This is a genomic window from Sunxiuqinia dokdonensis (genome assembly GCF_001270965.1).
Taxonomy (GTDB): Bacteria; Bacteroidota; Bacteroidia; order Bacteroidales; family Prolixibacteraceae; genus Sunxiuqinia; species Sunxiuqinia dokdonensis.
Genome location: NZ_LGIA01000025.1, coordinates 32,151 through 51,589, shown reverse-complemented (window position 1 = coordinate 51,589; position 19,439 = coordinate 32,151). Strand labels below are relative to the sequence as shown.

The window sequence follows — 19,439 nt, the reverse complement described above, 5'->3', positions numbered from 1 at the left end:
GAAGCCGGTTCAACATGTGTCGAACCGGCTTTCGTTTTATACAATCGTTGCTTGTTATTTGTATTCAGCCCAGTGCTTAATGGCGATATCATCGGGCGTGTGCTTGCAGAACGAATAAATGAATGCACTGGCCAAACGTGCATTAGTAATCAGTGGCACGTTGTAGTCGATTGAGTTCCTACGGATTTTATACCCGTTGCTCAACTCGCGTTTGGTGTAATTTTTCGGGATGTTTACCACCAAATCGATTTTCTTTTCGCGAAGGTATTCAATCGTGTTTGGATGCTGATCTTCCTCATCGGGCCAGTGCAGCATCGTCGATTTGACTTTGTTTTCGCGCAGGAATCGATGGGTTCCTTCGGTGGCGTAAACGTTGTAGCCGTTTTCAAACAACATGCGGGCACTGTTCAGCATTTCCAGTTTCGAGCGGGCAGGACCCGACGAAATCAGGATGTTCTTTTTCGGGAAGCTGTAACCAACCGAAAGCATGGCTTTTAAAAGTGCTTCATAGTAATTTTCGCCAATACAGCCCACTTCGCCGGTCGACGACATGTCAACCCCCAGCACAGGGTCGGCATTCAGTAACCGGGCAAAAGAGAATTGTGGTGCTTTCACGCCCACATAGTCCAGCTCGAACAACGATTTGTCGGGCTTCTGGTAGGGCGTACCCAGCATGACCTGTGTGGCAATTTCAATCAGGTTGATTTTCATGACCTTCGAAACAAAGGGGGAGCTCCGCGAGGCACGCAGGTTACATTCAATCACCTTGATGTCATTGTCTTTGGCCAGAAACTGCATGTTAAAGGGTCCCGAAATGTCAAGGGCTTTGGCGATCTCACGCGAAATTCGTTTGATGCGGCGAATGGTTTCCACATACAGCTTTTGTGGTGGAAACACAATGGTCGCGTCGCCTGAGTGGACTCCGGCAAACTCAACATGTTCCGAAATGGCATAAGCAACCACTTCGCCTTTGTCGGCCACCGCGTCAATCTCAATTTCCTTGGCCAGTTCAATAAACTCAGAAACCACAACCGGATGCTCCTTCGATACATCGGCTGCCAGGTTCAGGAAATGCTCCAGCTGTTCTTCGTTTGATACGACATTCATGGCTGCACCCGACAAAACGTAGGAAGGGCGAATCAGCAGCGGATAGCCCACTTCTTCAACAAACCGGTAAATGTCATCAATGCTGGTCAGCTCATTCCAGCGAGGTTGGTCAATGCCCAACTCATCCAGCAGCGAGCTGAATTTTTTCCGGTCTTCGGCATTGTCAATTTTTTGTGCCGAAGTACCTAGGATTGGCACGTCTTGACTCGCCAGTTTCATGGCCAAATTGTTCGGAATTTGTCCGCCAACTGACAGGATAACACCTTTGGGGCTTTCCAGATCAACCACGTCCATCACCCGTTCGAAGGTCAGTTCGTCGAAGAACAGCCGGTCGCAGGTGTCGTAGTCGGTACTGACCGTTTCCGGGTTGTAGTTGATCATGATGGAGCGATAGCCTTCCTTGCGAATGGTGTTGATGGCATTGACCGAACACCAGTCAAATTCCACGGAGCTTCCGATGCGGTAGGCGCCGGAACCCAATACAATCACCGAGTTGTTGTCTTTCGGGAATTCGATATCGTGCTCCGTACCATTGTAAGTCATGTACAGGTAATTGGTCTGCGCAGGATATTCGCCGGCCAGCGTATCAATCTGCTTGACAACCGGCGTAATGTCTCGTGCTTTCCGGTGTTCGCGAACTTCAAGCAGCTTGGCATTCATTTCCTTGTTCGACGCTTTTAGCACCAGTCGTGCAATCTGAAAATCGGAGAATCCGGCTTTTTTGGTTTCCAGCAGCAGTTCGTCCTCCAAATCGGGCAAGCTGTTTACCGGAAGCAATTGCTCTTTCAGCTGATGTATTTTATACAGCTTTTGAAGAAACCAGCGGTCGATTTTTGTTTTTTGGTAGATTTCGTCAATCGAATAGCCCCGGTCGAAGGCCGATGCAATGGCAAAGATTCTTCGGTCTGTCGGATTGGTCAACTCTTCGTCAATCTGTTCAATGGTGATTTCTTCGTTGTTGGCAACAAAACCATGCATGCCAATTCCCACCATTCGGATTCCTTTCTGAATGGCTTCTTCGAAACTCCGGCCGATAGCCATAATTTCGCCAACCGATTTCATCGAGCTTCCCAGGTTTTTGGATACGCCACTGAATTTACTAAGATCCCAGCGTGGAATTTTGCAAACGACGTAATCCAGCGCAGGTTCGAAACAGGCTGTCGTTACTTTGGTCACGGAGTTGCTCAGTTCGTGCAAGCCATAACCCAAGCCAAGTTTGGCAGCAACAAAAGCCAGTGGGTAACCGGTTGCTTTCGATGCCAGGGCTGATGACCGTGAAAGACGTGCATTCACTTCAATCACCCGGTAGTCTTCTGAAAATGGATCGAGCGCAAACTGCACGTTACACTCGCCAACGATGCCGATACGGCGAATGATTTTTATGGAAACGGCCCGTAGCTTATGGTATTCCTTGTTGGACAGGGTTTGCGAAGGAGCAACCACAATGCTTTCGCCGGTATGGATGCCAAGCGGGTCGAAATTTTCCATGTTACAAACGGTGATGCAGTTGTCGTATTGGTCGCGCACCACCTCGTATTCCACTTCTTTCCAGCCTTTCAGCGACTCTTCAACCAAAATTTGGGGCGAGTAGGAGAACGCGCTGGAAGCCAGTTGTTGCAGTTCCTGCTCGTTTTTGCAAAAACCACTTCCCAAGCCGCCCAGCGTATAGGCTGCACGTATAATGATGGGGAAGCCCAGTTGTTTGGCTGCCGCTTTGGCTTCGGCCATGTTGACACAGGCGATACTACGCGGCGTGTAAACATCAATTTCTCGCAATATTCCAGCAAAAATCTGACGGTCTTCCGTGTCGATAATCGATTGAACCGGGGTTCCCACCACTTGGATATTGTATTTTTCAAGAATTCCCTGCCGGAATAAATCCACGCCACAGTTCAAAGCTGTTTGACCACCAAAGGCCAGCAAAATTCCGTCCGGTTTTTCTTTTTTGATGACCTGCTCCACAAAGAAGGCAGTAATGGGCAAAAAGTAAATTTTATCGGCAATTTCCTGCGATGTTTGGATGGTGGCGATATTCGGATTGATCAGAACCGTTTCAACATTTTCTTCTTTCAAGGCTTTTAATGCCTGTGAGCCGGAATAGTCAAACTCACCGGCTTCACCGATCTTCAGCGCTCCTGAACCCAGAACGATTACTTTCTTGATGCTTTTATTTAATTGGTTACTCATTTGTAAGCTGTGTTATAAAAATTAGGCTTTCTGCTTAAAATCAACAATATTTTGAATGAACTCATCAAACAAATACTCCGTGTCAACCGGGCCGCTGGACGCTTCCGGGTGGAACTGGGTAGAGAAGAACGGTTTCGACTTGTGCCGGATTCCTTCGTTGGTGCTGTCATTGACATTGGTAAATAAAGCTTCCCAATCTGACGACAGGGTATTGGGGTCGACAACATAGCCATGGTTTTGTGAGGTGATGAAGCATCGGTCAGTTCCGGCCAGCAGAACCGGCTGGTTATGGCTGCGGTGGCCAAACTTTAGCTTGTAGGTTTCGGCTCCGGCAGCACGGGCCAGGAGCTGGTTGCCCAGGCAAATTCCCATGATGGGTTTTTCAAGGTCCATCACTTTTTTAATGTTTGCCACGGTTTTTTCACAACGCGCCGGATCGCCCGGTCCATTCGAAATGAAAACGCCGTCGTATTCCTCGTTGGAAAAGTCGTAATCCCATGGAACACGAATGACTGTTGCATCGCGATCGAGCAAGCAGCGGATAATGTTATTTTTCACCCCGCAATCGATCAGTACTACTTTGTGCTGGCCTTTGCCATACACTTCTTTTTTCTGAATACTGGCAATGGCCACCAGGTTCTCCTTGTTAGGATCATAAAAATCAACGGGTTCATCTTCAAACTCGATTTTACCCAGCATCGAGCCTTTCACCCGCAGAATTTTGGTGAGCGCCCGTGTGTCGATACCATACAAGCCCGGAACTCTCGATTCTTTCAACCAGTCGCCCAAGCTTTTTTGCGCATTCCAGTGACTGTATTCCGAAGAATAATCGGAAATGATCAATCCGCTGATGTGTACTTTGTGCGACTCATAGTGCGCATGGATTCCTTCATCCAAAAGGTCGTGCGGAACACCATAGTTTCCGATCATCGGGTAAGTTGAAACCAAAATCTGACCGGTATATGAAGGATCTGTTAAACTTTCCGGATAGCCGGTCATGGCCGTATAAAAAACCACTTCTCCCGCAATGGAGTGGTCATATCCGAACGACTTTCCTTCGAACCTGGTCCCATCTTCTAAAACCAAACTGACTTTTTTTGCCTGTGTCATTGTAATAATCGCTTATAGATTAAAAAAAATGCGTCTGGCTACTGAAAGTAGGGCAAACGCATTGTGCTTATTTCTTGTAAATAATGTCTTTTCTTTACCGTCATATTTCTAATACTTCGAAAACGTCCAGCATGTCAAAATGTTTTCATGTCTACGATTCGGCTACAAAAATAGAAATAAATCCGAAATAAAAATTTGAATTCGATAAAAAATGCATATTTTTGCAGAAGTATTGCATATATATACAAAATGAAAAATCGCACGAAGAGACAGTTGGCTATCAAAAGAATCATTACTTCAAAAGAGGTGAGCAGCCAGGAAGAGTTGCTTGGCCAGTTGAAAGAGGAGGGATTTGATTTGACGCAAGCCACTTTGTCGCGCGATTTGAAAATCCTGAAAGTAGCCAAAGTACCGCACGCCAACAAGGGTTACGTTTATGTTATTCCTGAAGGCGTGAGTGTGGAGCCACAGCGGGAAAATACCCGCGTTAATTTTTTGGTTGACGGATTTCGTGATTTGCAATTCTCGGGCAACCTGGCCGTATTAAGAACGCGACCGGGCTATGCCAGCAGTTTAGCTGCGGTGTTGGACAATGCCGACCCTTATGAAATTATTGGAAGTATTGCGGGGGATGATACCATTTTGTTGGTGATGCGAGAGGGCATTACTCCCAGTGATTTAATTAATAGTCTGATTTTGGTGATGCCAAAATTGGAAGATAAAATTGGATAGTTGAATTGACTCAATGAAAAACATTAAAGATATAAAAGTAACAGCGGCAAATGTTTCCCATTTGAATTATGTTGCTGAGATAAATGATAGCATTGATTTGGCTTCGAAAGAGCGGGGAACAGGTATTGCCCGCCGGTCGGACGAATATATTACCAACAAAATTACTGAAGGTAAAGCGATCATTGCTTTGGATGGCGACACGTTTGCCGGGTTTTGTTACATCGAATCGTGGGGACACAATCGTTTTGTGGCTAACTCGGGTTTGATTGTCGTTCGCGACTACCGTGGAATTGGCTTGGCGCGCGAAATCAAACGGAAAGCGTTTGAATTGTCGCGAACCAAATTTCCCAAAGCCAAAATTTTTGGCTTGACCACCGGGCTGGCTGTCATGAAAATCAACCACGAACTGGGTTACCGGCCCGTTACTTTTTCAGAACTGACGGATGACGAAGATTTTTGGAAAGGCTGCAAAAGTTGTGTGAACTATGATATTCTTACGCGCACAGGGCGCTCAAAATGTTTATGCACTGGAATGCTGTTTGATCCGGCATGGGAAGAAAAGAAAGAAAAAAAAGAGGAAAAGAAAGAAGAGAAACCAAAGCGAATTTCCTTGTCGGAAATGATCGGAAAATTGAAACCAAAGTCTCATTCGAACGGTAAAGGTTCGGGGATGAATCTGTTTAAAAAAATTGTACAACATATGAGTGATGGCACTGTTCGGCAATCATTGCAGGATTAATTTTCTTCAAATGATCCCAAAGCTGTATTGAATCGTTAACCCGGTTCATGAGCATTGCAGCGGCGGGGAAATAATAAGGTTAGTAAAGTTGTAAGTTTTCAGTAGAAATGCTGAACTGGTGTCATCACTTTTTATAAAACGAATAAACATGAAAGAAAAAGTCGTATTAGCATACAGCGGAGGTTTAGATACGTCCTTTTGCGCCAAGTATTTGTCAGTAGAAAAAAACCTGGAAGTTTACACGGCAATTGCGAATACGGGTGGCTTTGGTGCCGAAGAGTTGGACGATATCGAAAAGCGTGCCTATGAACTCGGATCAGCCAAGCATGTCACGCTGGATGTAACCGATACTTATTACAATAAGTGTATTCGTTACATGGTATATGGCAACGTCCTTCGAAACAATACTTACCCGATTTCGGTTAGTTCGGAACGGGTTTTTCAGGCCATTGCCATCATTGAATATGCCAAAAAAATTGGAGCCAAATACGTGGCGCACGGTAGTACTGGTGCCGGAAACGACCAGGTTCGTTTCGACCTCACTTTTGAAGTGCTGGCACCCGACATCAAGATTTTAACGCCAACCCGTGATTTGCAGCTTAGCCGCCAGGCAGAAATTGACTACTTGAAAGAACATGGCGTTGAAGCCGATTGGTCAAAGATGGCCTATTCGATCAACAAAGGCCTGTGGGGAACGAGCATTGGCGGAAAGGAAACACTGACCTCTGAAAAAACACTGCCCGAGGAAGCTTATCCGTCACAGTTGAAGGAAAAAGGAGAAAAAGAGATCTCGCTTGATTTTGTTGAAGGTGAGCTGAAAGGTGTTGACGGTAAAAAATACTTTAATACGGTTGACGCCATTCGAGCGTTGGAAGATCTGGCTGCTCCTTTTGCCATTGGCCGCGACATGCATATTGGCGATACGATTATCGGAATCAAAGGCCGGGTAGGTTTTGAGGCTGCTGCCCCTATGCTGATTATAAAAGCACACCAAATGCTTGAGAAACATACCTTGACCAAATGGCAAATGTACTGGAAAGAGCAATTGGCCAACTGGTATGGCATGTTTTTGCATGAAGCGCTTTATCTTGATCCGGTGATGCGCGACATCGAAAAATTCCTCGAAAATACGCAGGAAACTGTGACAGGGAAAGTCATTATCAAGCTGAAACCGTACCACTATGTTTTGGTCGGTATTGAGTCCGATAACGACTTGATGAAATCGGACTTTGGCGAGTACGGCGAAATGAACAAAGCCTGGACCAGCGAAGATGTCAAAGGCTTCACCAAGATTTTGGGAACATCACTGAAGATTTACAATTCAGTCAATAAAAAATATTAATTCGGAGAACGTTCATGATTCAAGTTGGAATAATAGGAGGAGCAGGATATACCGCTGGTGAGTTGATTCGCATTTTGCTGAACCATCCCGAAGCAGCCATTGCCTTTGTGCAGAGCAGCAGCAATGCGGGCAATTTGGTCGATGCTGTTCATCGCGATTTGGTTGGCGAAACAAGCTTGACATTTGAGGCTGATCCGGATTTGACCAAGGCCGATGTTTTGTTTTTGTGCATGGGCCACGGAAAATCAAAGGAATTTATTGAAAGTACAAGTATTCCTGCGTCGGTTAAAATCATCGACCTCAGTCATGATTTCCGTTTGAAAGCCGAAGGAAATGACTTTGTTTATGGCTTGCCCGAAATCAACCGCGAACTGATTCGTGCATCGAAGCGAATTGCCAATCCGGGCTGCTTCGCTACGGGAATTCAACTGGCGGTGTTGCCGCTGGCTGCTGCCGGCTTGCTGAAAAACGAATTGCATGTGCATGCCATCACCGGTTCGACCGGAGCAGGACAGGCGCCAAGCAAAACCTCGCACTTTAGCTGGCGAAACAGCAATGTGTCGGTTTACAAAGCTTTTCAGCACCAGCACTTGGGCGAAATTCGTCAAAGCTTTCAGCAGCTGCAAAATTCGTTTGACTTTGATGTCAATTTTGTCCCGGTTCGCGGAAACCACACCCGCGGGATCTTTGCTTCGGTTTATACTGATTTTGAAGGAACGGCTGAGGAAGCGGTTAAGCTTTATGAAGATTATTATGCCAGCCATCCGTTTGTTTTTGTGACCAGCGAGAACCCGGATGTGAAACAGGTGGTGAACACCAATAAGGCCGTTCTTTATTTGGAAAAGCACGGCAGCAAATTGTTGATTTTGAGCGTGACGGACAACCTGCTGAAAGGCGCTTCGGGACAGGCCGTACAAAACATGAACCTGATGTTTGGCCTGAACGAAAAAGTAGGATTGAATTTAAAGGCGGTGGCTTTTTAGGAGCCTCAAGCCACAAGCTGTTAGCGACAAGCTGACATGCCTGGAATTTGGAATTTGAAACTTGGAATTTGAACATGAAATTATTCGACGTATATCCATTGTTTGACATTACTCCGGTGAAAGCCGAAGGATGCTACGTATGGGACGATGCCGGAAACCGTTACCTTGATTTATATGGTGGTCATGCGGTGATTTCGGTGGGGCATAGTCATCCGGTTTATGTTAGTAAAATTGGCGAACAGTTGCAGCGGATTGGTTTTTACAGCAATTCGGTAAAGATTCCGCAGCAGCAGGAGTTGGCCGACAAACTGGGGCAACTTTCCGGGTTGGACGATTACCAGTTGTTTTTGTGCAACTCTGGTGCTGAAGCCAATGAAAATGCACTTAAGCTGGCTTCGTTTGCTACGGGTCGAAAAAGAGTCATCAGCTTCAAAAAAGGCTTCCACGGCCGCACCTCGGCGGTGGTTGCGGTAACCGACAATCCAAAAATTATTGCGCCGGTTAATGAAACTGACAATGCGGTGATTCTGCCGTTCAACAACATTGAAGCTGTCGAAAAGCAACTGCAGGCCGACGATATTGCTGCCGTGATTATTGAAGGCATCCAGGGAATTGGCGGCATTCATGTTCCGAATCCGGATTTTCTGGAACAATTGAGTGTATTGTGCAAACAACATGGTGCTCTGCTCATTTTGGATGAAATTCAGTCGGGCTACGGGCGTAGTGGTAAGTTTTTTGCTTTTCAATATACCAAAGTTCAGCCCGACATGATTACCATGGCCAAGGGAATGGGCAATGGTTTTCCAATTGGTGGCGTCTTGATCAGTCCGCAACTGAAGCCCTGGCACGGGATGCTCGGAACCACTTTTGGTGGCAACTACCTGGCTTGTGCTGCTGGAATTGCGGTGCTGGAAATCATGAAACAGGAAAATCTGGTTACTAATGCTGAAAAAGTAGGAAATTTTCTACTGCAAGAACTCTCTCGGATCAGCGGTGTTAAAGATGTACGGGGAAAAGGACTCATGATCGGCATTGAGTTCGACGAAGAAGTGAAGCCCATTCGCCAAAAGCTGTTGTTTGAGGGAAAAATATTTACCGGAGTGTCCGGGGCACATATTATTCGTTTGCTGCCTCCATTGTCGCTAACCATGGAGCAGGCTGCTTATTTTATCGAAAAATTTGAAAAAGTACTGAGTGAATTGCATGTTCATTCAAACGAAATAGACTAAAAATGAAAGTTGGAAAGATCACCATCATAGGAGCAGGGAACATGGGCGGAGCCATTGTCAATGGCCTGCTGAAATCGGGTTACATTGAACCTTCGGCCATTACCATTGCTGATCCCCGAAAAAATGTTCTGGAAGGATTCCAAGCCAAAGGAGTGAACACCTTTCAGGATAACCTGGAAGCGGCAAAAACAGCCGATTTGGTGATTTTGGCGGTAAAACCGTATCATGTTGAAAAAGTGATTGACCAAATAAAACCGGCGTTGACTTTGGATAAAATCATCGTTTCCATTGCTGCCGGCGTGTCGTTGAGTGATTTGGCCAAGCTGATTGGCAACGAATCCATCATCTTTCGGGTGATGCCCAATACGGCCATTTCTTTGCAGGAGTCGATGACCTGCATTTCGGGCAATGGCCAGGCTGATGCCCATCTGGAAACCGTACAAACGCTGTTTGACCAGTTGGGAAAAACGGTGGTGATTCAGGAAGAATTGATGGCTGCGGCAACCGTACTGGCATCGTGCGGAACTGCCTTTGCGTTGCGTTATGTGCGTGCGGCCATGCAGGGTGGGGTTGAGATGGGCTTTGGCGCTGAAATGGCCCAGTTTATTACTGCGCAAACGGTCAAGGGTGCCGTACAGCTGATTATGAACACCGGACATCATCCGGAGCGGGAGATTGACAAAGTCACCACGCCGAGGGGAATCACCATTACGGGGATTAATGAGATGGAGCATAAGGGATTCAGCTCCTCGGTTATTCAGGGTTTGATTGCCTCGTTCAACAAAATTGAGCGTGGCTAGAAAAAGGAAACATGAGTTTCAACTATAAAAAGATTACCATAAAAGTAGGTAGTAACGTTCTAACTAAGTCTGATGGGACATTGAATGTTGCCCGAATGAAGCATTTGGTCGACCAGATTGCCAGCCTGTACAAGCGTGGGGTTGAAGTGATCCTGGTATCGTCGGGAGCGGTTGCTGCCGGACGAAGCGAAGTAAAACTAACCAAAAAGCTGGATACGGTGTCATCGCGGCAGTTGTGGTCGGCTATTGGTCAGGTGAAAATGATCAATCAGTACGCTGGGTTTTTCAATGAACATGGCATTACCTGTGCCCAGGTGCTGACCACCAAAGATAATTTTGGCGAGCGCAATCATTACCTGAACATGAAGAACTGCTTCACCACTTTACTTGAGAATGGAGTCGTGCCGATTGTCAATGAGAACGACACCATTTCGGTGAGCGAGCTGATGTTTACCGACAACGACGAGCTGTCGGGCCTGATTGCTTCGATGCAAAATTCGGATGCGCTGATTATCCTCAGTAACATCGACGGGATTTTCGATGGTGACCCAAACTTGCCCGGGTCTAGGATCATTGAGGAGATTCATCTGAAAGATCGCGACTGGATGGACAAGATTTTGCCGCAGAAGTCGGGTTTTGGCCGGGGCGGGATGCTCACAAAGAGTTCCATTGCCCGAAAAGTGGCGAAGGAGGGCATTTCGGTTCACATTGCCAATGGTTTGCGCGATGAAGTGCTGACCGATATTTTGAGCAAGGATCGTCGGGTGGCGCACACCTACTTTAAAGCGGAAAAGCGGAAGTCGTCGAACGTCAAAAAGTGGATTGCGTACTCGCACAGTTTTGCCAAAGGTGAGTTAATCATTAACCAGGGAGCCAAAGAAGCGCTGTTTTCTACCAAGGCCACCAGTTTGTTACCCATTGGAGTAACCGAGGTGCGAGGGCTGTTTAAGCGCGGCGACATTGTGAAAATTATTGATGAAAAAGGCCGGCTGGTGGGCTGGGGTAAATCGCAGTATTCGGCTGATAAAGTCAAGGCCGAGGGCGACTCACCCAAACAAAGGCCAGTGGTGCATTACGACTATTTATATTTAAGTGAAGATTAAAAAATGAATGATAAAAGCTCAGGATAGTTATTTATACCCTTTTCTATAACAACCCCCTTTTTGTTGACTTCAATAGTCAAAATATTCTGAGTTTGTCCCCTTCCTCCCCCAGGGAAGGGGACTTTTAATAATTTAACGGTAGGAACCATGGAGGTAAAAAAACAATTGGAATTGACATTGAAAGCCAGCAGAAGTATGGCTTTGCTGAGCGAAGACAAAATCAACGCGATTTTGAATGATCTTGCCGATGCTGCTTTGGAACATACCGAAGCCGTATTGGTTGAAAACCAAAAGGATTTGAGCCGGATGGACCCGGCCGATCCCAAGTTTGATCGCTTGAAACTAAGCCCGGAAAGGATCGAAGGAATTGCTTCTGATATCCGTAATGTCGCGTCTTTACCTTCGCCTTTGGGCCGGATTTTAAGTGAAACCACCCGCCCCAATGGCATGCGTATTCGAAAAGTTTCGGTAGCTTTTGGGGTGATTGGAATTATTTATGAAGCCCGGCCAAATGTCACCTTCGATGTGTTTTCCCTGTGTCTGAAATCGGGTAATGCCTGTGTTTTAAAAGGCGGAAGCGATGCCATTGATTCAAATACGGCCATTGTTAAAGTCATTCACTCGGTGTTGGAAAAGCACAGTGTTGACCACAATATACTCACGCTCTTACCAGCCGATCGTGCTGCTACAGCGGAGATTCTGAATGCGCGCGGCTATGTCGATCTGCTGATTCCACGCGGTTCGCAAGGATTGATCGACTATGTGCGCGAAAATGCCAGCATTCCAGTCATTGAAACCGGAGCCGGAATTTGCCACACCTATTTCGATGAGTATGGCGATGCCGATAAGGGACAGGCGATTGTGGAGAATGCCAAAACCCGTCGCCCCAGTGTTTGCAATGCCCTGGACTGTCTGGTGCTGCACGAAAGCCGTTTGGCTGATTTGCCGCAGCTGTGCGCCAATTTGCCTGACAGTAAGGTGGTCATTTATGCTGACGAAAAAGCCTATGCTGCCTTGAATGGCCATTACCCGTCGGCATTGCTGGAGCGAGCCACCGAAGAATCTTTTGGAACCGAGTTTTTAGGCTATCGCATGTCGGTGAAAACGGTTCCTAGTTTCATCGATGCGCTGGATCACATTGCTGCTTACAGCTCAAAACACAGCGAAGCCATCATTTCGGAAAACGAGGAGCGGCTGGATTTATTTAGAAAGATGGTCGATGCTTCGTCGGTTTATTGTAACGTGTCAACAGCATTTACCGATGGCGCACAGTTTGGACTGGGAGCTGAGATTGGAATTTCAACCCAAAAACTGCACGCCCGGGGCCCGATGGCATTGGAAGAGCTCACCAGCTACAAATACCTGATTGATGGGAATGGGCAGGTCAGACCGAAGTAGACTGGCGTAGCGCAAGTCATTCTGAACTTGTTTCAGAAGCTGTATTTTTTATTGCCTTTCCCTTTATGACAGAGATCCCGATCCGGCAGTTGCCGGACGGGATGACGGGGCTCAGTTGTAGTATTCAATACTTGGAATTTAGAATTTAAAACTTGGAATTTAATCTAACTATGAAACACTTTACATCAGTACACGACCTGGATAACCTGGATGAGGCGTTGAAACTCGCCCTTCAACTAAAAAAGGATCCTTATCAGTTTCAGTCTCTTGGAAAAAACAAAACGCTGTTGTTGGTTTTCTTCAACTCGAGCCTGCGTACGCGGCTAAGCACCCAAAAAGCGGGCATTAACCTGGGAATGAATGTGATTGTTTTTGACATTAACGAAGGCGGTTGGAAGTTGGAGACCGAGCTGGGCGTGATCATGGATGGCGATAAGCCGGAGCATATTCGCGAGGCGGTGCCGGTGATTGGCAAGTATTGCGACATCATTGGGGTGCGGTCGTTCGCGAAGTTTGAAAACCGCGAAGACGATTATCAGGAAAAGATCATCCAGCAGTTTGTTGATTACGCCGGCGTACCCGTGGTAAGTATGGAAGCGGCTACCCGTCATCCGTTGCAGTCGTTCGCTGATCACCTGACCATTGAAGAACACAAAACCAAGGCTCGTCCCAAAGTGGTGATGACTTGGGCGCCGCACCCACGCGCTTTGCCACAGGCCGTACCCAACTCGTTTGTCGAGTGGATGCGCCAAACCGATTACGAATTGGTGGTTACTCATCCGGAAGGCTACGAACTGGCACCGGAGTTTATGGGCGATCTGAAACCCGAATACGACCAGATGAAGGCTTTTGAGGGCGCCGATTTCATTTATGCAAAAAGCTGGGCATCATACAGCGACTATGGCCAGGTGCTGTCGAAAGATCGCAGCTGGACCGTATCCGACCGGCAAATGGCAGTCACCAACAACGCCAAATTTATGCATTGCCTCCCCGTACGCCGGAACATGATTGTGAGCGACTCGGTGATCGACGGCCCCAATTCAATTGTCGTTCCTGAAGCAGAAAACCGGCTGTTCTCGGCACAGGCCGTGCTGAAGATGATGTTGGATCAAATGAAATAGCAAACCCTTTGAAAAAGCGTCATCCCGTCCGGCAACTGCCGGATCGGGATCTGCTTTTCGATAGAGGTTTTGAAATAAGTTCAGGATGACTAACAATCAAAAAAATAAGAAACACCGAACAAGAAATAAGAAATGTAAAAATTGAAGGGCGGAGACTTCTGGATTTCTTATTCCTTATTTTTTGTTCGATATTTAAAACGATATGCAAAAACTCACCCTGGTTAAAGTTGGCGGAAAAGTTGTTGAGGAAAGCGATTCACTGCAAGACTTGTTGAACCGGTTTTCTCAGTTGGAAGGACTAAAGGTGCTGGTGCATGGTGGTGGCCGCTCGGCAACGGCCATGGCCGAACGACTCGGCATTGAAACCAAGATGGTAGACGGACGCCGCATTACTGATCAGGCCATGCTCGAAGTGGTGACCATGGTATATGGCGGATTGGTCAACAAAAACATCGTGGCACAATTGCAGGCCAGCGGCATCAACGCCATTGGTCTTACCGGTGCCGATTTGAACTACATGCAGGCGGTAAAACGTCCGGTGAAAGACATCGATTATGGCTTTGTGGGCGATGTGGTTGCCGTGCATGTGGATGAGCTGAAGCTTTTGGTCGAAAAAAATGTGGTGCCGGTGCTGGCACCGTTGACACACGATAAAAAAGGCCAACTGCTGAACACCAATGCCGACACCATTGCGGCAGAGGCTGCCATTGGTTTTAGTCGTTATTTTGAAGTGGAACTGGTGTATTGTTTCGAAAAGCCTGGAGTGCTCGAAAATGCGGATGATGATTACTCGGTGATCCAGTCGCTGAACCATGCCGGATTTAAAGCTTTGCAGGTATCGGGCGCCATTCATACGGGGATGATCCCTAAGCTGGATAACAGTTTCAATGCGATTAGCAAAGGCGTGCACCAGGTTCGGATTACCAATATCGAAGGACTGCAAAAGGGGGGGACCACTCTGGTAGGTGACTAAAAAAGATCCAGCCTGACTGAGGCCGGATCGTTTTTTTTATTCCTTTATTAACTTCTTATGGATAAGCCGAGCGCTTCCAACAATTGCGGATGATCTTCGAGTGCAATTTTAGCCACGGCATAAAATTCGCTCATCCAGTCGTCCAGTTCGGCAAAGGCGGTATCTTTTTGCTTGGTCATATCTTCCGACTCCCCAATTTCCCGAAGGTAATCAGCACGAGCCGTTTCGGTCTCAACAATCAGGCTTGATGCCTGGCCGAATTCTTCTTCAGCAACTTTTAGGCGGATGATCTTGGTTCGCAGCTCTTCATTGCTCGAAATTTCGGCATAGAACTTTTTCATCATTCCCATCCGATTTACGTATGAATCTGGCTGGCTACCACCAATGCCAAGGAGATTAAGGGTTACCGGATCGTTTCGGAAAACGACTTTGGCTTTCTTCCGGTGGGCCCGATACAGGCTGGTCAGTAGGTTTAGCTTTCCTTTAAAAACTGCTTTGGCGGCAGAAGTTTCGTCATCCTCGGTTTTATTCGAGTTGTAAACCAGCAGGGTGTTTGCAAAGAGATTCTCGCCTACACCAATGACTTCGGGGGTATACCCATATTCCGTCATTGTAGAGGAAATGGTCGGTTGCGTTTTAACGTTTTCTAATGAAACCCGGTATTGCTCCAACGCCGCGGCTTCGGTGGTTCTTTTTTTGAATGCCATCTGTTCAGATTTTATTGAGATTAAAAATTAGTAAGTAATTTTCCAATCAAAAACCGTTTGTTTCCTGCTTCCCGGCATGCGTATTGCATTTCTCCCCATCAAAATTCTGTTTCTCAACGTGCTTGGTTTCCTCCTCAAGCTACTTTCTATACTCCTCAGCGTGCTTTCTATGTTCCTCAAGCTACTTTTTGGATTCCTCAGTGTGCTTTAAACGTTCCTCATGGTGCTTTATATGTTCCTCAACATGTTTTTCGTACTCCTCAGGGCGGGTGGCCCGTTCCTCATCGCGGGTATTTATTTTTTTTGCCTGTTTTTGTCGTGCTGGTGCTGGATGAGTGTCTCGGCAGGGGTTCCTATAATCCGCTGATGCACGGCGCCATCTACTTGTCTATCTTCCTGAACAAAACATTCGTTCGAATTTAAAGAATTTTATTAAAAGGATAACAATTATGAATGTAGTTTTTTGAAAGAATGTTGGTGTGGCAAAAAAAGTTCTATTCAATCCTTTCAGCACGGAAATGATGGGCGGATAAAAGTCGATTGGGATAATAGCGTGTACGCTTTCACTGGAATACCCGCAAAAATTTCTGGTTGAAAATGCGTTCAATAATGCCTTTGCGGTATGTTAGTCCACCAGCTTCTGCACCAGGGCAATTAAAATATAGCCGACAATAAACAGTGGCAGGGCGTAAATTTGCAGGGTGGCCAGCAGCAGGGCGCAAATGGCTACGAAGATGTATCGAATCTGGTTTCCCTGCCATTTCAGGCCTTTGAACTTAAGCGAAAACATGGGCAATTCTGAAATCATCAGGGCGCACAGCAGGGCCACGGCTGTTAGCAGGTTAAAGCGGTTGAGGATGATGTTTGTGACGACCGAATTGGTGCCCAGCTCAAGAATGAGTCCCAAAGAGGCGTAAAAAATGGCATTGGCCGGAATGGGCAAGCCCAGAAAGCTTTCGGTTTGGCGGGTATCCAGGTTGAATTTGGCCAGTCGGAATGCCCCGGCGATGGGAACCAGCAAGACGGAAAAGAGAAAAACCCATTGCATGAAGGTGGCTTCGATTTCGAAAATGGGTTGGTTCGTGCCAAAAAGCGCCAGTTCGAGCATGGTAAAGAGCATGGCTGCGGGCGCCAGTCCAAAGGATACCAAGTCGGCCAGCGAATCCATTTGTTTGCCAATGTCGGAATAGCTGCGCAGTAAGCGGGCTGCCAGTCCATCCAGGAAGTCGAACACAGAAGCAGCCAGAATGAAGATTGCTGCCCATCCCAGTTGACCTTCAATACCAAAAAAAACGGCCAAACTACCTGCTGCCAGGTTGAGTGAGGTGATGAAGTTGGGTACCCAAAAGAACAATTCGCTGACTCGTCTCATTTAACTAAGTTTTCCAATAATGGTTTGTGATCCGGTGACTTTTTCGCCCAGTTTGACCTGGATATCGGTATCCAGCGGAAGGTATAAATCTACCCGGCTGCCGAAGCGGATAAAGCCCATTTCCATGTCTTGTGTAACGTGTTGACCAAGCTGCAAAAAATTGAGAATGCGGCGCGCCATGGCTCCGGCTACCTGGTTGGCCATGATTTCGCGGCCATCGTTTAATTTAATAGCCACGCAGGTCCGTTCATTTTCATCGGCCGACTTGTCTTTAAAGGCCGCGTAAAACTTTCCTTTTCGGTGTTCGAGGAAGCTTACTTTCCCGGGAACCGGAACCCAGTTGATGTGCACATTCAGCGGCGACATAAAGATTGAAACCTTCTTGCAAACGGTGTTTAAATAATCGGTTTCGGTAGTTTCTTCAATCAGGCAAATGGTGCCATCGGCAGGGGCAATAATGTTTTTGTGGTTTGTTGCAACCTGTCGTTGCGGGTAACGAAAGAACTGTAAAACCAGAATCAACAGGATGAGCGAAACGGCTGAAATAGCCGATCCGATTACAACACAGGAAAGTAGCAGCCAACCAACCAGGTTCAATAATACCACGATCAGAATCGTGTTTCGGATGATCGATTTTCCTGCAGGATGAAATTTTATCATGTCAAATAGCTATAAGATATCTTGTTTTCAAAATCTTTTATCCGATGTTCGGTTCTTGGATCAGTACCCGGCATTCGGATGTGTGAGGGCAAAAGTACAGAAATTAATTGTAGTGGCGTAAATTGAACGGTTTTTACTGTCAGGAATTAGACAAAATCTGCCTTTGCCGAATGCTGCTGATCACCGCGCACGGGCTGTTGTTCAGATAAAAAGCTTGAAATACAGGACAACCGACGGAACCGCAAAAAACAAACTGTCGAAGCGGTCCAGGATTCCACCATGGCCGGGAAGAAAGTTGCTGCTGTCTTTTAAGTTGAATTGGCGTTTGAACAGCGATTCGGTTAAATCGCCAAAAGTGGCGGAAATAACGGTGATGATGGAAAGAACAATCCAATGGTGCAGTGCAATGGAAGGCATGAAAAAGTGTGCAATCGCCCAGGAGGCAGCAACTGCTGACAAGGCTCCGCCGACTGCTCCTTCCCATGATTTTTTAGGTGAAATTCGTTCAAACAGGCGATGTCGGCCAAAGGTCATTCCGAACAGATACGCACCTGAGTCGTAGGTCCAGATCAAGGCAAAAAGTGCAAACAAAAGCGAGGGGTCGTACTCGTGTTTTGGCGTAAACACCATCAGACTAATCATACTTAGTGGCAGGGCGATGTAGATGAGTCCCAAAATTCCAGCTGCCATATTTTCAAAAGGAAACCTTTTTTTGCGGTACAGTTCACAAATAAAAACCAGCAGAAAGATAGGGATCAAGCAGTAGTAGCTTATTTGTGGAAGTACACCCGATCCGACCAGGAAAAAGGTGATGAAAAACACGACGGCAATTGCTTTTGCCAGCCATCTGTTTGGCGAAATTTCAGCATTTTTAAAGAAGTTGAAAAATTCGTGCAGACCCACAAGCATGACGAACAGAAAAAGTACACCAAAGGTATATTTACTGAGCAAAAGACTACCGATGACAACCCCTGTGAAAGCTATTCCGGTAAGCGTTCTGACAAAAAGGTTTTTCAATTCTTGAGCTTTTTGAGGATTTTCTCAGCGTTTTCCTGATCTTTTTTGTTGACGTAAAGCTCAATGACTCCAATCGTTGGGATGACTGAATCGTGCTGATTCAGTGTGAAAGATTCGATTTCATTTTCATCCAGTAATTCTTTGGCGATTTGCACCTGGTAGTCCTGGTCGGAGGAATAGACAATGACTAAATCTTTTTCCATAGTTTGGCTTTTTAAAACGGTTCGTCAGCTAAAAGTACAAATAATTTTTTGGGCCCGTGCATTCCCATCACCAATGTTTTCTCGATATCAGCCGTTCGGCTTGGCCCGGTGATGTTGGTCATCATGCTTGGAAGCTGTTCCGGATATTTTTTTTCCAATTGCTCCAAAGCATCATCCAGGTAGTTGACAAGTTGGCCGCTGTGAGCGATAACCACATGTATTTCAGGGAAAACATGGAGTCTTCGGCCCGTTTCCGAGGCCGAGCTCACCAATATTGATCCCAGATGGGCTACCAGAAATTCGCAGGTTGTGATGCCAACACCGATATGTTGCAGATCATCCATTGAACTTGCAAACTCCAGTTCACCGCTTAAAGCTGTTTGCAATTCCGGGTGCAGGCACACGATGTTTGTCAGCTTTTCAGCATCGGCTAGCTTTTTCAGCTCCGCAACTGCCTCGTTGATATCCTTCACTCGAAAAACCTGCCCGCCAATCAATTCGAGGTTGGTTTTGAAGCTTTCTGCTATTTCGCTTTCGAATGGCAGATAAATCGGAGCTTGAAAATCGGGGAGAGGCGTGATTTGCCCGCCCCGACTTTTCTGTGCTTCCGTTAAACGCTTCAGTATTTTTTCTTTGGATGAACTCATGGTGACGTG

The 19,439-nt window shown here is 46.6% G+C and carries 18 protein-coding genes; 10 read left to right on the top strand and 8 right to left on the bottom strand.

What is annotated here, in order from left to right; translation table 11 throughout:
* Positions 1–54: 54 nt before the first annotated feature.
* Both carB and carA read right to left on the bottom strand, forming a co-directional pair.
* A complete protein-coding gene (gene carB / locus NC99_RS02985) occupies positions 55–3,294 on the bottom strand; it encodes a carbamoyl-phosphate synthase (glutamine-hydrolyzing) large subunit (RefSeq protein WP_053179709.1) in 3,240 nt (1,079 codons plus the stop codon).
* A 21-nt stretch (positions 3,295–3,315) separates the two neighbouring features.
* Positions 3,316–4,404, bottom strand: coding sequence for a glutamine-hydrolyzing carbamoyl-phosphate synthase small subunit (carA, locus tag NC99_RS02980; protein WP_053179707.1), 1,089 nt, complete (start codon positions 4,402–4,404; stop codon positions 3,316–3,318).
* 249 nt (positions 4,405–4,653) lie between these two features.
* Between carA and NC99_RS02975 the strand changes: the two genes are divergently transcribed.
* From NC99_RS02975 to argB, 10 genes are all read left to right on the top strand, one after another.
* Entirely contained in the window at positions 4,654–5,136 is a 483-nt protein-coding gene (locus tag NC99_RS02975) for an arginine repressor (RefSeq protein WP_053179705.1), read from the top strand.
* A gap of 13 nt (positions 5,137–5,149) precedes the next feature.
* Entirely contained in the window at positions 5,150–5,875 is a 726-nt protein-coding gene (locus NC99_RS02970) for a GNAT family N-acetyltransferase (RefSeq protein ID WP_053179703.1), read from the top strand.
* Positions 5,876–6,023: 148 nt separating this feature from the next.
* Positions 6,024–7,217, top strand: a complete 1,194-nt coding sequence (locus NC99_RS02965) for an argininosuccinate synthase (protein WP_053179701.1) — start codon at positions 6,024–6,026, stop codon at positions 7,215–7,217.
* 14 nt (positions 7,218–7,231) lie between these two features.
* Positions 7,232–8,200, top strand: a complete 969-nt coding sequence (gene argC, locus NC99_RS02960) for an N-acetyl-gamma-glutamyl-phosphate reductase (RefSeq protein ID WP_053179699.1) — start codon at positions 7,232–7,234, stop codon at positions 8,198–8,200.
* A 74-nt stretch (positions 8,201–8,274) separates the two neighbouring features.
* A complete protein-coding gene (locus tag NC99_RS02955) occupies positions 8,275–9,429 on the top strand; it encodes an aspartate aminotransferase family protein (protein WP_053179697.1) in 1,155 nt (384 codons plus the stop codon).
* A gap of 2 nt (positions 9,430–9,431) precedes the next feature.
* Positions 9,432–10,229, top strand: coding sequence for a pyrroline-5-carboxylate reductase (proC, locus tag NC99_RS02950; protein ID WP_053179695.1), 798 nt, complete (start codon positions 9,432–9,434; stop codon positions 10,227–10,229).
* An 11-nt stretch (positions 10,230–10,240) separates the two neighbouring features.
* The gene (gene proB, locus NC99_RS02945) at positions 10,241–11,332 is read left to right on the top strand and encodes a glutamate 5-kinase (RefSeq protein WP_053179693.1); all 1,092 of its coding nucleotides are present in this window, start codon (positions 10,241–10,243) and stop codon (positions 11,330–11,332) included.
* Between the two features lie 147 nt (positions 11,333–11,479).
* A complete protein-coding gene (locus NC99_RS02940; RefSeq protein WP_053179691.1) occupies positions 11,480–12,730 on the top strand; it encodes a glutamate-5-semialdehyde dehydrogenase in 1,251 nt (416 codons plus the stop codon).
* Positions 12,731–12,900: 170 nt separating this feature from the next.
* Positions 12,901–13,851 carry an N-acetylornithine carbamoyltransferase gene (locus NC99_RS02935; protein WP_053179688.1) on the top strand — a complete coding sequence of 317 codons (951 nt, stop codon included), beginning with the start codon at positions 12,901–12,903 and terminating at the stop codon, positions 13,849–13,851.
* A 202-nt stretch (positions 13,852–14,053) separates the two neighbouring features.
* Complete coding sequence (gene argB, locus NC99_RS02930) at positions 14,054–14,824, top strand: acetylglutamate kinase (protein ID WP_053179686.1); 771 nt, start codon at positions 14,054–14,056, stop codon at positions 14,822–14,824.
* Between the two features lie 47 nt (positions 14,825–14,871).
* Here the strand turns inward: argB and NC99_RS02925 are convergent, their stop codons facing one another.
* From NC99_RS02925 to NC99_RS02900, 6 genes are all read right to left on the bottom strand, one after another.
* Positions 14,872–15,531 (bottom strand): hypothetical protein, encoded by a 660-nt coding sequence (locus NC99_RS02925; RefSeq protein WP_053179685.1) that lies wholly within the window; start codon positions 15,529–15,531, stop codon positions 14,872–14,874.
* 625 nt (positions 15,532–16,156) lie between these two features.
* Entirely contained in the window at positions 16,157–16,903 is a 747-nt protein-coding gene (locus NC99_RS02920; protein WP_053179682.1) for a CDP-alcohol phosphatidyltransferase family protein, read from the bottom strand.
* Positions 16,904–17,563, bottom strand: a complete 660-nt coding sequence (locus tag NC99_RS02915; protein ID WP_053179681.1) for a phosphatidylserine decarboxylase family protein — start codon at positions 17,561–17,563, stop codon at positions 16,904–16,906.
* Positions 17,564–17,764: 201 nt separating this feature from the next.
* Positions 17,765–18,580 carry a phosphatidate cytidylyltransferase gene (locus NC99_RS02910; protein WP_053179679.1) on the bottom strand — a complete coding sequence of 272 codons (816 nt, stop codon included), beginning with the start codon at positions 18,578–18,580 and terminating at the stop codon, positions 17,765–17,767.
* Positions 18,577–18,783, bottom strand: coding sequence for a putative signal transducing protein (locus tag NC99_RS02905; RefSeq protein WP_053179677.1), 207 nt, complete (start codon positions 18,781–18,783; stop codon positions 18,577–18,579). Before NC99_RS02905 ends, NC99_RS02910 begins: the two co-directional genes overlap by 4 nt.
* A gap of 11 nt (positions 18,784–18,794) precedes the next feature.
* A complete protein-coding gene (locus tag NC99_RS02900) occupies positions 18,795–19,430 on the bottom strand; it encodes a LutC/YkgG family protein (RefSeq protein WP_053179675.1) in 636 nt (211 codons plus the stop codon).
* Positions 19,431–19,439: the final 9 nt, after the last annotated feature.